This is a genomic window from Saccharopolyspora sp. 6M (genome assembly GCF_020176775.1).
Classification (GTDB): Bacteria; Actinomycetota; Actinomycetes; order Mycobacteriales; family Pseudonocardiaceae; genus Saccharopolyspora_C; species Saccharopolyspora_C gregorii.
Window position 1 is genome coordinate 19,526 of the sequence record NZ_JAIUJZ010000021.1, and the last position, 12,559, is coordinate 32,084.

The 12,559-nt window shown below is 73.5% G+C and carries 11 protein-coding genes; 3 read left to right on the forward strand and 8 right to left on the reverse strand.

Going from position 1 to position 12,559, the window contains the following annotated elements; all coding sequences use genetic code 11:
- Positions 1-12: 12 nt before the first annotated feature.
- The 3 genes from LCD31_RS03560 to LCD31_RS03570 are packed head-to-tail and all read right to left on the reverse strand — an operon-like array spanning position 13 to position 2,716.
- Complete coding sequence (locus LCD31_RS03560) at positions 13-558, reverse strand: DUF3558 family protein (RefSeq protein WP_308015817.1); 546 nt, start codon at positions 556-558, stop codon at positions 13-15.
- On the reverse strand, positions 555-968 hold the full coding sequence (locus tag LCD31_RS03565) for a hypothetical protein (RefSeq protein WP_224955985.1): 414 nt from the start codon (positions 966-968) through the stop codon (positions 555-557). Before LCD31_RS03565 ends, LCD31_RS03560 begins: the two co-directional genes overlap by 4 nt.
- A gap of 50 nt (positions 969-1,018) precedes the next feature.
- Positions 1,019-2,716: a DUF2207 domain-containing protein gene (locus LCD31_RS03570; RefSeq protein WP_224955986.1), complete on the reverse strand. Its 1,698-nt coding sequence runs from the start codon at positions 2,714-2,716 to the stop codon at positions 1,019-1,021.
- A gap of 376 nt (positions 2,717-3,092) precedes the next feature.
- On the opposite strand from LCD31_RS03570, the gene LCD31_RS03575 reads away from it, so the two are divergent.
- The gene (locus LCD31_RS03575; protein ID WP_224955987.1) at positions 3,093-4,355 is read left to right on the forward strand and encodes a neutral zinc metallopeptidase; all 1,263 of its coding nucleotides are present in this window, start codon (positions 3,093-3,095) and stop codon (positions 4,353-4,355) included.
- Positions 4,356-4,640: 285 nt separating this feature from the next.
- Here LCD31_RS03575 and LCD31_RS03580 read toward each other — a convergent pair whose 3' ends face one another.
- Positions 4,641-5,063 carry a hypothetical protein gene (locus LCD31_RS03580; RefSeq protein ID WP_224955988.1) on the reverse strand — a complete coding sequence of 141 codons (423 nt, stop codon included), beginning with the start codon at positions 5,061-5,063 and terminating at the stop codon, positions 4,641-4,643.
- Between the two features lie 67 nt (positions 5,064-5,130).
- Positions 5,131-6,189 (reverse strand): TrkA family potassium uptake protein, encoded by a 1,059-nt coding sequence (locus tag LCD31_RS03585; protein ID WP_224955989.1) that lies wholly within the window; start codon positions 6,187-6,189, stop codon positions 5,131-5,133.
- Positions 6,190-6,412: 223 nt separating this feature from the next.
- Here LCD31_RS03585 and LCD31_RS03590 point away from each other — a divergent pair, with 223 nt between their 5' ends.
- Both LCD31_RS03590 and LCD31_RS03595 read left to right on the forward strand, forming a co-directional pair.
- Complete coding sequence (locus tag LCD31_RS03590) at positions 6,413-6,784, forward strand: MauE/DoxX family redox-associated membrane protein (protein ID WP_224955990.1); 372 nt, start codon at positions 6,413-6,415, stop codon at positions 6,782-6,784.
- A 46-nt stretch (positions 6,785-6,830) separates the two neighbouring features.
- A complete protein-coding gene (locus LCD31_RS03595; protein ID WP_224955991.1) occupies positions 6,831-7,367 on the forward strand; it encodes a hypothetical protein in 537 nt (178 codons plus the stop codon).
- A 60-nt stretch (positions 7,368-7,427) separates the two neighbouring features.
- Here the strand turns inward: LCD31_RS03595 and LCD31_RS03600 are convergent, their stop codons facing one another.
- The 3 genes from LCD31_RS03600 to LCD31_RS03610 form a co-directional block, all read right to left on the reverse strand.
- Positions 7,428-8,042, reverse strand: a complete 615-nt coding sequence (locus tag LCD31_RS03600; protein WP_224955992.1) for a hypothetical protein — start codon at positions 8,040-8,042, stop codon at positions 7,428-7,430.
- A gap of 99 nt (positions 8,043-8,141) precedes the next feature.
- Entirely contained in the window at positions 8,142-11,777 is a 3,636-nt protein-coding gene (locus tag LCD31_RS03605; protein WP_374201638.1) for a UvrD-helicase domain-containing protein, read from the reverse strand.
- A gap of 167 nt (positions 11,778-11,944) precedes the next feature.
- Complete coding sequence (locus LCD31_RS03610; RefSeq protein WP_224955993.1) at positions 11,945-12,298, reverse strand: hypothetical protein; 354 nt, start codon at positions 12,296-12,298, stop codon at positions 11,945-11,947.
- Positions 12,299-12,559 lie beyond the last annotated feature (261 nt).

The following is a 12,559-nucleotide window of genomic DNA, read 5'->3' on the forward strand; positions in this document are numbered from 1 at the left end:
GATTCCCCCACATCATTCCGGAAGCCGCGACGCGGTCTGCTCGGCGATCTTCTCGATCTCGCCGCACGGGTCGGCGACGGAGTCGCGCATGTAGGCGGTGAGCTGGTAGAGGACGACGCCACCGCCAGCAGGTACGACCGTGATGCACGCGCCCTGCCCGGTGAACCCCGGAGCGATCATCCGCGCGGAGTCCCGGCCAGCGATCTTGATGTGCTCGTATGAGTCGTACGACCCACCCTTTTCAAGGCTCTGAATGGTCTCGTCCGCGTTCTTCTGCAGCGCGATGTCCATCTTTTCGCCATTCCACGTACATCCCGGCTGGAAGCTCACTTGCGTGAACTCCTCGGCCTGCGTGGAGACGCCGTACGAAGTCAACTCGTCAGGCTTGAAGAACGTGCACGGATCGAAGCTCTCCAACGCAGCATCGACTCCGGACGACGTCGGCGACCCAGCACCCTCGCCGCCTCCATCGACACCGGACCCCAATGCGCAAGATGAAAGGCCGAACACGGCGAATACCGAGGCGGCTGCAACTAGCGGACGGGAAATATTAATCACTGCATACCTCGCCTAAGATCATCGGCGTTCTGCTCATCGGTGGCACGGTAATCACGGGCAGCCCCACGGAAGGCATCAGCTTGTTTCTGAAGCTCTTCCTGAAGGTTTCGCACCAATTCCGCCGCTCCCGAATTACTGTCGGTGGCCTTGTCCTGGAACCGCTGGGCCAACTGCTGACCGTCGGGATAGTCACCCAACCCTTTGACGACGCTCAAAGCCTGCGTCTTCTTCAACAGCTGTTGCAGCGCCTCGATCTCCTCTTCCACCCTCTTGGCCGCGTCTTCGGCGACCTGGGGGTCGAGGGCGAGCTTGCCCGCGCTGACCTGCTGGTTGATCGACTGGGTCTGGGCGCCGATCGCCTTCAGACCTTCCTTCGCCGCGGCGAAGCCGCCCGCCTCTGCGCTTGTCATCCCCAGGCCCCTCTGGACTCCGATGATCTCCCCAGTGAATGACGAACACTTTAGCGCGACGCCGCTCCGGTGGTCACTGGTTCGGGCGAACCGGGCGGCGACCGGTGCGCGGCGAAGCAGGTGCACAGCCGGTCCGCGAACGCGGGCAGCGCCGCCCGCAGGTGCGCCAGGTCGGCGACCGCTCCCCGCTCGCGGTACCAGTGCGCGACGGGCGCGTCGGCGGCGTCGAGGTCCGCCCACGCGGCCAGCCACCGCTCGACCTCGCCGAGCACCAGCGCGTACGGCAGCGCGCGGAAGCACGCCGCTTCCCGATCGGCGGCGGGGAAGGTGGCCACCGGAACCGAAATCAGGTGGGCCCGCAGACCTCGCAGCCGCCCGGCCAGCACGGCGCCCCGCGCGGTGCGGGCGGGCAACGAGCGGGAAGCGGCGGTCAGCACGAGCCCGCCGACCGCCACCGCGACGCCGATCAGCCCCAGCGGCCCGGTGAGCACCAGCAGCACCGCGAGCAGCGCCCCGGCGAGCGCGATGCCGATCCCGCCCCACCAGAGCAGGTTCCGCGCCGCGTCGGGCCTGCGGGCGAACCAGCCTCGCGCGACGACCTCCGCGTAGAGCGCTTCCCGCACCGGAGCGAGGTCGCCGCGACCGAGCTCCCCGAGCGACACCTGATCGCGTTCACCCACCAGGAGGTCGTGGACGGCTCGCTCGTGATCGCGCAACGCGGCGTCCGGCGGGCTGCGGCGCACGATGCGCCAGTCCGCGGCCAGCTCCTCGATCCCCAGGTAGTTGCGCACCGCGAGGTCCACGACGGTGCCCGCGACGTCCACGAGCTCCGCCCGTTCGCCGAGGACGGTGCCGACGTGCCCGGGCAGCACCCCGTCCGGCGAGGTGAAGGTGGTCCCGGCTGCGGTCGTGGTCAGCACCTCGGCCGGCCCGGTCGCCGCGGCGGCGGTGCGGGCGTCCCGGCGGCGCAGGTGCCGCAGCGTCCCGAGCGCACCGATCAGCAGCAGCCCGACCCCGGCCACGCCCGCGATGGCACCCGGGTGCGGCGAGAACGCGTGGGCCGGGTCGAAGGGCCGCTCCACGACGGCGTTCGACGGCACCGCCCCGCCCGGCACCCGGATCGACAGCACCAGCCGATCACCGGGTGCGAGGCCGAACTGGAGGGCCTGCACCTGCTGGGCGCGGCCGATCTCGTAGCGGTCGCAGCGCTCGTCGCCGCCGACCGGCCCGGCCAGGCAGGTGATGTCCCGCGGCACCTGCGGGGCGAGCAGCGAAGCCGAGATCCGGTCCACCGGCACGTCCCAGCCGCCGGAGAACTGCCAGCGGACCTCCTGCTCCGGGCCGTCGTCGGCGACGGCGCCGCGGACCGCGTACCGGAACGTCGCCTCGCCGGGCCGGAGGACGAGCCGCACCGCGTCCGGCCCGACCTGCACGTCTCCGCCGTCGAGCCGCACGTCGGCGAGGGAGAACACCCGGTCGCCGCCGTCGGCGGCGGGCTGCCGCAGCGGGATGGTGCGGTGCACCGGATTCCCGGCGGGGACGGCGATCCGCTCGGTGACGGTGAGCGCGCCGTCGCGCTCCAGCTTGGCCCGCACGTCAGTGGCGGCGGTGCCGGGCAGCACGTTCACCGGTTGCGCGGCGGCGGCCGGGGCGGCGGTGAGCAGCGCCGCGGCCAGCACCGCGACCGCGGCGAGCAGCGAGGTCGGCGAGGGTTTCCCACCCGGTCCCGAACGCGGTTCGCGAAACACGGCACGACCCTAGCTCCGCCTGGTTACCCTCGATCTCCGTCCGACCCGACGAGCCGAGGAGCCGACCGATGACCGGAAGCGCCGGTTCCGACCCGGATTCCGGGACCGCCACGGCCCACCGGACGGCACGCACCGCTCAGTCCACATCGGACAGACCCGGCCTGCCCCGAGCGGGCGTGCCGAGCTGCGCGCCGGTCCTGGGCGGCGCCGCCGGGCCGGCACCCGCGGATCCCGCGCGCCCGAACCCGGGCAGGCCGGTGCGCGCCGCCGCCGCGCCGCCACCTGCTCCGATGTGGAGCGATCAGCGCACGGGACCCGGTCCCGGCACCGCTAAGCTCGGTCCGCTCCAGTCGTCGGCGAAGCCGGGAGATCGGTCATGACGCAGCCACAGCCCCCGTGGGGTGAGCGCCCGGTGGGCCCGCCCCCGGCCGCGCAACCGCTGCCCCCGACCGAGTCCGGCGGCGCGCCGGGACCGCACTACCTCCCGCCGCAGCTGCCGCCCCCGCCGCAATCCGACGGGCAGCAGTGGTCCCGCCAGCAGTGGAACGCGCCCCGCCCGGACGAGCAGCAGTGGGGCGGACCGCAGTGGACGGGACAGCAGTGGAACGGGCAGCAGTGGAACGGGGCCCCGCCCTGGCATCGTCCCGGCGGTCACCCGCCCGCGCCGCCGCCTCCGCCGCGCAAGTCCCCGTGGGCGCTGGTGCTGGCCCTGGTGATCACCGCGTTGTTCCTCGTCGGCGTGGGCACGATCAGCGTGACCGCGCTCACCAAGCGCGACACCGCCGCCGACTACCCCGGCCCGGTGCACGAGACCGGGGATGGCTCGGCGAACGCGACGACCTCCGCGGCGCCGACCTCCGAGGCGACCAGCTCGGCCCCCACCAGCTCCACCGAGCCGAGCACGTCGGCCTCCGTCGACTCGACCCCGGCCCGCTCCGTCGCGACCCTCGGCGACAACCCGATCAACATCAACGGCAACGGCGCGGTGAACACCCCCTGCCCGCTGCCGCGGTTCGCCACCGACACGGCTTCGCAGTCGGCGTTCTACGAGGCGGCGCTGCCCTGCCTGATGGAGATGTGGACCCCGGCGCTGGAGGAGGCGAACCTGCCGGTGCGGATGCCGGACGTGGTCACCACCGACAGCACCGTCACCAGCCCCTGCGGCACCCGCACCTGGGACCAGACCGCGATGTACTGCCCGGGCAACAACACGATCTACATGACGGCCCGCTACTACGCCGACAAGGAGGGCCGCACCGAGCCGGGCGTGTTCCTCGGCCAGTTCGCGCACGAGTTCGGGCACGCGGTGCAGAGCATGAGCGGCATCAACGAGGCCTACACCCAGGCCACGTACGAGGCGAACGGCACCAGCCCGGCGGGCTTGGAGCTGACGCGGCGCTCCGAGCTGCAGGCCACCTGCTTCGGCGGCATGGCGCTGGCGTCGTTCCAGAACGGCGGGATGGACAACGACATCATCTTCGCGGCGCTGGCGGACGCCCGCGGCCGCGGCGACGAGTACAACCCGCAGCCCGACCACGGCAGCGTCGCCACCAACACCGCCTGGGTGGACCAGGGCTTCTACAAGAACCGCGTCACCGAGTGCAACACCTGGCTGGCCGACCCGGACCAGGTGGACTGACGTCCGCCCAAAACGCGCGCTGCTCAACTCTTCTTGCGCAGCGCTGGGGTGGGGGGGGCGCCGCGGGGGGCGCGCGGGGGGGGGGGGGGGGGGGGGGGGGGGGGGCGCGGGGCCGGGGGGGGGGGGGGGCGGGGCCGGCGGCCGGCCGGGGCCGCCCCCCCCCCCCCCCCCCCCCCCCCCCACCCCCCCCCCCCCCCCCCCCCCCCCCCCCCCCCCCCCCCCCCCCCCCCCCCCCCCCCCCCCCCCCCCCGACCCGCCTCGCAACCGAAGTGGAAAGACAGGTGATCAGCCGAGGGCTCGGGGTCTGGTGATGAGGAGGGCGTAGCCACCGCCCGCGATGGCGGCGAGGGTGCCGAGCACCCAGCTGGCCCGCGCGTGCAGCCCGCCGCCGTCGACGCCCCCGCCGGGCCGGACGGCGCTGCCGTTCGCGGGGACCTGAACCTGCATGGTCTGGCCCTTGGTGTGCCCGCAGCCGTCCAGCCGCAGCTGCCGCGTCTCGCCGTCCACCCGCACTTCGACGAGGTCGCCTTCGGATTCCTTGCCGCACGGGGTGGATTCGAGCACGGTCGCGGTCGCCTGCTGCGCACCGCCGTCGGCCGAGCCGATGTTCGGCAGCCGCCACCAGGAGAACGCCACCACGACGATCCCGAGCAGGCCGAGCGCCACCAGGATCAGCGCCACCGATGCCGAACCGCCTCGTCGCCTCACACCGCAATGTTGCCAGAACTTCGGAAAAGGCCGTCACAGCCCGGCGTTCAGCGCCGGTGACCGGGTGTCACGACTCGGCGGGGGTGACCTTCTTGACGTAGAGCAGCCGGTCGCCGTCCTCGATGGCGTCGGCTTCGGGGGCGTCCACCCGGAACAGCCGACCGTCGCGGACCACGCCGAGGACGATGTCGGGCAGGTGCCGGGGCGAGCCGCCGACCTCCTGGGCTTCGACTTCCCGCTCCGCTATGGCGAGGCCGACGTCGGGGGTGAGGAGGTCTTCGAACATCTCCACCACGGACGGCGTGGTGGTGGCCATGCCGAGCAGCCGGCCCGCGGTCTCGCTGGAGACGACGACGGAGTCGGCGCCGGATTGGCGCAGCAGGTGCACGTTCTCCGCTTCCCGCACCGCGGCGACCAGCTGGGCCTTCGGCGCGAGTTCCCGGGCGGTGAGGGTGACGAGGACGGCGGTGTCGTCGCGGGCGGGCGCGACCACGATGGCGCGCGCCCGGGTGGCTCCCGCGACGCGCAGCACGTCGGAGCGGGTGCCGGATCCGTTGACGGTGACGAGTCCCAGCGAGGACGCCGTTTCCAGCGCCGCGTGATCGGTGTCCACGACGACGATCCGCTGCGGGTCGGCGCCGTCGCCGAGCAGCGCGGTGACCGCGGAACGGCCCTTCGTCCCGTACCCGATGACGACCACGTGGTCGCGCACCTTCGTCCTCCAGTGTTGGATCTTGAACGCTTGCCGGGATCGTTCGGTGAGCACTTCGAGCGTGGTGCCGACCAGCACGATCAGGAACAGCACCCGCAGCGGGGTGATGACGAGGACGTTGACCAGCCGGGCGAGCGGGCTGACCGGGGTGATGTCCCCGTAACCGGTGGTCGACAGCGACACCGTCGCGTAGTAGACCACGTCGAGCAGGCTCAGCTCGCCGCCCGCGGTGTCCCGGTAGCCGTCGCGGCCGACGTAGACGATGGCGACGGTGGCGGCGAGCGCGAGGGTGGCGCCGATGATGCGGCGCACGATGGACCGCACCGGGCTGATCGCGGCCTCCGGCATCCGGATCACGCCGACGAGCGTGTGGTCCGGGCGGTCGGTGAGCCGCTCGGTGATCGGGAGGCGCATCCGGCCGCTGATCAGGTGGCTGGCACGGATGGGCCCGCCGCGCCTCACCACGGCGCCGCCTCGCGCCCGGTTTCGGCGTCTTCGCCCACGATTCCCCCGATTTCCGCTGGATCTGCTGCCGCCGAACATAACCCGCGGGGCAGGCGATCACCGCGAGACCTCCCGTGCGCCGCGTCACCCGGGCCATTGCCGACCGGCGGCGCATCGTGCAACGCTGCGACGCATGAGTTTCCCCCGTTCGGCGCAGCTGCTGTCCGGCGTGCTCGCCACCGCCGGCGTGCTGCACTTCGCGAAGCCGAAACCGTTCGACGGCATCGTGCCCCAGCAGCTGCCCGGATCCGCTCGCACCTGGACCTACCTGTCCGGGGTCGCGGAGCTCGGATGTGCCGCTGCGGTGGCGAATCCGCGGACGCGCCGGTGGGGCGGGCTGCTCACCGCCGGGCTGTTCGTCGCGGTGTTCCCGGCGAACGTGCAGATGGCGTGGGACTACCGGCGGAAACCGCTGCCGCAGCGGGCCATCGCCTACGGCAGGCTCCCGTTGCAACTACCGCTGATCGCCTGGGCCCTGCGAGTTCGCTCAACCGCAACGAAGTAGCCACCGGACGTAGTCCACGACGGGTCGACCGGTTTACCATCTCCCGGTGCAGCAGCTTGAGCACGCCGCCGACGCGCTCGGCTGGCAGGGTCATCTGGTTCCGCACGTCGAGGTGCTCGGAGCGCGGTTCGCGGCCGTGACCCGGATCCGGCGGGACGTGCACCTCTGGCGCCGGGAGCACGGCTGGGCCCCGGAGGACGACCCGATGTGGTTCCGGTCCTGGTCGCAGCCGTCCATGCACGACCACCTGCCGGTCGCGGCCGTCGACGTCGTCGGGATCCTGGTTCCGGTGCGCAAGGCGAAGTACGGGCCGCGGGCGTGCGGCACGTTGATGACGCTGGCGCCGTGCAGCGTGGTGCTGCCGCGCGGCCACCCGTACCGGCCGTGGCCGATGACCGAACTGGACTACTACGGCATCGGCGTGGTGGCCGACCACGGCGGGGAACCGTCCGAAGTGCTGCTGCCGCCGGAGGACCGCTCCCCCGAGTTCAGCTCCTCGCTGTTCGGCCGCTGGTTGCAGGAAGTGCTGTATTCCCTGGTGCTGCAACGGGATCCGGAGCTGGCGGAGAATCCGACGGGCTGAGCCCGCGCAGCGGCGGCCCCCAGCGGTACCGCCGCCGGTCGCTCCCCCGGTGCGGGGAGATCAAGCCAGCACGTACTCGTGCCAGTTCATCCCGTGCGGGTTCCAGCCGAGCCCGCGGCCTTCCTTCGCGGCCCGCAGCGCCTGCATGGTGTGCGGCCAGCGGCGGATCACGTTGGCGACCGCGACCGGCGTCATCAGCTCGCTGGTGCGGCGGTGGTCGCCGGGGCCGAGGAACGCGATCCCGCCCGCGGTGGACAGGATGTCGGTGAGCGGCGCCTGCCCGGACAGGGTGGTCTTCTCCACGCTGATCAGCGTGTTCGGGTGCAGGTCCGGCGGCCAGGTGCGCCGGTCCAGGTCGGCGGCGACGGGCTGGTCGCAGTTGCCGCAGCGGCACTCGAACTCGCCGGTCCAGCCGTGCTTGGCCCAGGACCACACGACGCTGCCGCCCGGTTCCAGGTCGGACAGCGCCGCCACGTGCGGCCAGGCGCCGACGACCGCGTTGAGCATGGTCCGCTTGGTGGGCCGGGATTCGCCGCCGGGGCCGGTGAACGACCAGGTGCCCGCGTCGTCGCGGCTCACCCGGACGAGCGGCACGCGCAGCGACAGCACGTCGGTGTCCACGACGACTTCCGCCTCGGGCGGGGTGTTGAGCTTCCACTCCGTGTTCTGATCCATCCCGAGCATGTTCATGCGTCCGAACGGGCTACGACAAGATCCGCCACCCGAAGGTGTGGATCTCACCCGTGTCGTGGACGGTCTCGACCCGATCGTGCTTCACACGTCCGGCACCGAGGTGAGCAGCTCGCGCAACCCGTCCCCGTCGAACAGGTCCGCGGGGCTGAGCGTCGTGTCGTGCCGGACGTAGTGGAACGCCGCGCGCACCCGCTCCAGCGGCACGCCGGCGAGTTCCGCCCACGCGATCCGGTAGGCGGCCAGCTGCACGGCCAGCGCGGGCACCTGGTCGTCGGCGGGGACGGCGCCGGTCTTCCAGTCGAGCACCGTCCAGCCGCCGTCGGAGTCGGCGAACACGGCGTCCATCCGGCCGCGCAGCACGACGCCTTCGACCTGGGTCTCGAACGGCACCTCCACGCGGTGCGGCACCCGGTCGGCCCAGGAACCGCGCAGGAACGCCTCCTGCAGCCCGGCGAGGTCCTCGCGCGGCGGCGCGGTCTCGTCGGCGGCGCCGGGGAGTTCGTCCACGTCGAGCAGCGCGCTGGAGGTGAACCGGTGCTCCAGCCAGGCGTGGAACGCGGTGCCGCGGCGGGCCATCGGGTTCGGCGGCATCGGCAGCGGTCTGCGCAACCGGCGCGCGAGCGCCTCCGGGTCGGCGGCGAGCTCGACGAGGCGGCTGACCGAGAGGTGGCCGGGCAGCACGACCTGTTCGCGGCGGCGGGCGGCGGCCTCGCGTTCGGCGAGCAGCACGTCGACGTCGCGGGCCCAGCTGAGCTCGTCGGGGTCGACCTCGGGGTCGTCGAGGGGTGCCGGGCCGGGGTCGTCGAAGTCCGCGGAAACCCGTGCCGCTTCGGGGAGTTCGGGCTCGGCCGGGACGTCCGGTGCGGCGGGCTCGGCGGGGGTTCCGGGTTCCTCGGGAGGTGCCGGCTCGTCGAGGAAGCCGGGTTCCGGCGGTGGTTCGGGATCGTCCGGCGGCTCCAGGTCGTCCGGTGGTTCAGGCGCGTCCGGCGACTCCAGGTCGTCCGGCGGTTCAGACGCGTCGAGGAACTCGGGCTCTTCGGGGAAGTCCGGTTCTTCGGGGAAGCCGGGCTCCTCCGGGAAGCCGGGCTCCTCGGGGATCGGTTCCTCGCCGAGCTGGCCCACCACCCCCGACCGGGACGCCCCGGCCGGGACGCTCCGGTCCGCCGCGGGCTCCGGCGCGGCCATCGCGGCCCGCACCAGATCGGACCGCGCCGCGACCGCGCTGCGCCGCTCCCCCAGCGGGTCCGCGGGCCAGGACATCGACAGCAGCGCGTCGGCGAGCGGGTTCTCCGCGTCCTCGCCGGGTTCGTCCGCCCACCGCTGGATCTCGCCCGCGCCGGTGCCGCGCAGCACGTCGGCCAGTTCGGTGAGGAACGGCGACGGCCCCTTCGGCTTCTTGCCGCCTTCCTGCCACCAGTGCCCGGACAGCAGCAGCACGCGTTCGGATCGGGTCAGCGCCACGTACAGCAGCCGCCGCTCCTCGGTGAGCCGCCGGTCCTCGAACTCGCCGTCGTGCCGCTTGAGCTCGTCGGCGATCTCCTTGCGGTCCATCCCGCCCAGCCGGTCCAGGTCCAGGTCGGGCAGGTCCTGCGCGTCACCCCGCATCGTCGCGGGCAGCTGGGTGACGGAGGTCAGCCACGAACCGGAGTGCCTGCGGCCGGGGAACACCTGCTGCACCAGGTGCGGGACCGCGACCACCTCCCACTCCAGGCCCTTCGCGGCGTGCGCGGTGAGCACCTGCACCCGGTCCTCGGCGACCTCCACCTCTCCGGGTTCGAGCCCGTCCTCGGCCCGTTCGGCGGCGGTGAGGTAGTCGAGCAGCGAGGACAGCGGGGCGGACGGGCTGGCGGTGGCGAAGTCGGTGACGACGTCGGCGAACGCGTCCAGGTGGATGCGACCGGCGCCGACGGGGCGGGCGAGGCTCTCGATGTCCAGCAGCAGGGTGCGTTCGACGTCGGCGACGAGTTCCGGCAGCGGCTGGTCCAGCCTGCGCCGCAGCGCGGCAAGTTCCTTGCCGAGCCGCCGGATCCGCTCGTACCCGGCGGCCGAGTAGCCCTCCGGCGCGCCGGGGTCGTCGAGCGCGTCGACCAGCCCGGCCTGTTCGGCGTGCTCGCCGGGCAGCTGGTCGGCGACCTCCTCGCCGCCCTCGGCCGCGCCCGCGCCGAGCCGCCGGGCCCGGTCCCACAGCGCGGCCACGTCGGCGGCGCCGAGGCGCCAGCGCGAACCGGTGAGCAACCGCATCGCCGCCGACCCGGCCAGCGGTTCCACGAGCACGCGCAGCGCGCTCACCAGGTCCCGCACCTCCGGTTCGTCGAGCAGCCCGCCGAGCCCCACGACCTCCACCGGCAGCCCTCGTTCGCGCAGCGCACCGGCGATCCCGGCCATGTCGGAGCGCCGCCGCACCAGCACGGCCGCGGTCGGCGGGGCGCCCGTCTCGTCGAGCGCCGCGCGCCACTGCTCGGCGATCCGGTCGGCCACCCAGTCCCGTTCGGTGCGCACGTCCTCGACCAGCACGGCGCGGATGTCGCCCGCCCCGGCGCCGTCGCGGGCGCGCAGCTCGTCGACCTCCAGCCCGGCGGCGCGCAGCGGCTCGGAGGCCGCGTTGGCGAGGCTGAGCACTTCCGGCGGGTTCCGGAAGCTGGTCAGCAGCCCGTAGCGGCGGGCGGGCACCGGGGTGCCGTCCTCGGCGCGCGGGAAGTCGGTGGTGAACCGGGGCAGGTTCGCGGCGCTCGCACCGCGCCAGCCGTAGATGGCCTGCGCCGGGTCGCCGACAGCGGTGACCGGCAGCGGATCGGTGCCGGGCGCGGCGCCGCCGAACAGGGCGCGCAGCAGCACGCGCTGGGCGTGGCCGGTGTCCTGGTACTCGTCGAGCAGCACCGCGCCGTAGCGCTCCCGCTCACCCGCCACCACCTCGGGGTGCTCGGTGGCGAGCAGCGCGGCCAGCGACATCTGGTCGGCGAAGTCCATCGCCGCTTCGCGCCGCTTCTGCTGCTGGTAGGCCTCCAGCAGCGGCAGCAGCGCGGCCCGCAACCGCTGCGCCGCGATGATCTTCGTGAGCTCCTGCGGGAGTTCGGCCCGCTGCCGCTTCGCCCGCGGCGCGTCCTCGATGAGGCGGCTGAGCCGTTCGGCGTGCTCCCGCAGGTGTTCCGGGCGCACCAGGTGCTCGGCGAGCTCACCGGCCAGCGACAGCAGGTAGCTCGTGACGGTGGACGGCACCTTCTCGGTGTCCAGGTCCTCGGTCCAGGTGGACACGACCCGGTGCGCGAGCTGCCAGGACGCGGTCCCGGTGAGCAGCCGCGCGCCCGGCTCCACCGGGATCCGCAGCCCGTGCTCGCCGACGAGCCTGCCCGCGTAGGCGTGGTAGGTCAGCACGGTCGGTTCCTCGGCGAGGACCTGGGTGCGCAGCGCCCCGCTCGGGTCCACCTCGTCGAGCAGGCCCGATCCGGCGAGCCGCCGCAGCCGCGCCCGCACCCGGTCGGCGAGCTGGCGGGCGGCCTTGCGGGTGAAGGTGAGGCCGAGCACGTGCTCCGGGGTGACGAGCCGGTTCGCGACCAGCCACACCACGCGGGCGGCCATCGTCTCGGTCTTGCCCGCGCCCGCGCCCGCGACGACGAGCGCCGGTTCGGCGGGTGCGGCGATCACCGCGGCCTGCTCGGGCGTCGGCGGGTGCAGCCCGAGCCCTTGGGCGATGCGGTGCGGGCTGAGCAGTTCCGACACGCCCCGATCCCCTTCCACGCTCACGTCACCGGTTCCCCGCCGGTTCTAGCACTCACCACCGTCGCCGCAGCTGAGCGCCCCGCCGGCGGCGCCGTCCGGGCGGGGCATCCGATCTTGCGGGGAGCTTGCGGTCGGCCCGCGCGGGACGACCGGCCGCACCGGCGGGCTCAGCGGCGCTTCTTGGTGGGGGACACCGGCTTCAGCTGCCGCTCGCACTCGCAGTTGCTGTCGTACACGGCCTCCGCGGTGATCGTCGGCCCGTCGTTGAGGCCGGTCACGATCGTCTCGCCGCGCTGCGATTCGGCGAGCCAGATCTCGATCTCGTCGGTGAACGCGACCTCGTCCTCGGTGAGTCCCATGGCGGCGCGCAGCGTTCCGGCGAGCCAGGCGGCGACCTCGTCGGGCGAGTGCATGACCTCGTCGGGGTCGAGCATCCGCCGTTCCGCGGCGCTCAACGCGTGCGTCAGCGCGGACCGCTCGACGTATCCGTGGTGGTGCAGGCCGTTCGAGTGCTGCGCCATGACTTCCCCTTCATTGCCGGATCCACGACCAACGTAGCGGCCCGCCGCGCCCCCTTTCGAGCTCCGGCCCGACCTGATCGCGAATCTCACCCCGCAGGCGGGGTGGCCGGCGGCGCGCCGGGGGTGTCGCGCCACCGGCCGCGGACCGGCGAGGGCTGTGCCGGGGCATCGCCGGCCCGACCCGTTCGCCCGGCCGGGACCGCGGGGGGTGCGGTCACCGACCGAGCACGGCTCGCCACCGGGTCGGGGATCACGACGACG

Bases quoted from the DNA above. Each gene is read 5' to 3' on its own strand.
- LCD31_RS03565 (WP_224955985.1), bottom strand. From the start codon at position 968: ATGACAAGCGCAGAGGCGGGCGGCTTCGCCGCGGCGAAGGAAGGTCTG.
- LCD31_RS03610 (WP_224955993.1), bottom strand. From the start codon at position 12,298: ATGGCGCAGCACTCGAACGGCCTGCACCACCACGGATACGTCGAGCGG.
- LCD31_RS03600 (WP_224955992.1), bottom strand. From the start codon at position 8,042: ATGGATCAGAACACGGAGTGGAAGCTCAACACCCCGCCCGAGGCGGAA.
- LCD31_RS03590 (WP_224955990.1), top strand. From the start codon at position 6,413: ATGAGTTTCCCCCGTTCGGCGCAGCTGCTGTCCGGCGTGCTCGCCACC.
- LCD31_RS03585 (WP_224955989.1), bottom strand. From the start codon at position 6,189: ATGCGCCTCCCGATCACCGAGCGGCTCACCGACCGCCCGGACCACACG.
- LCD31_RS03575 (WP_224955987.1), top strand. From the start codon at position 3,093: ATGACGCAGCCACAGCCCCCGTGGGGTGAGCGCCCGGTGGGCCCGCCC.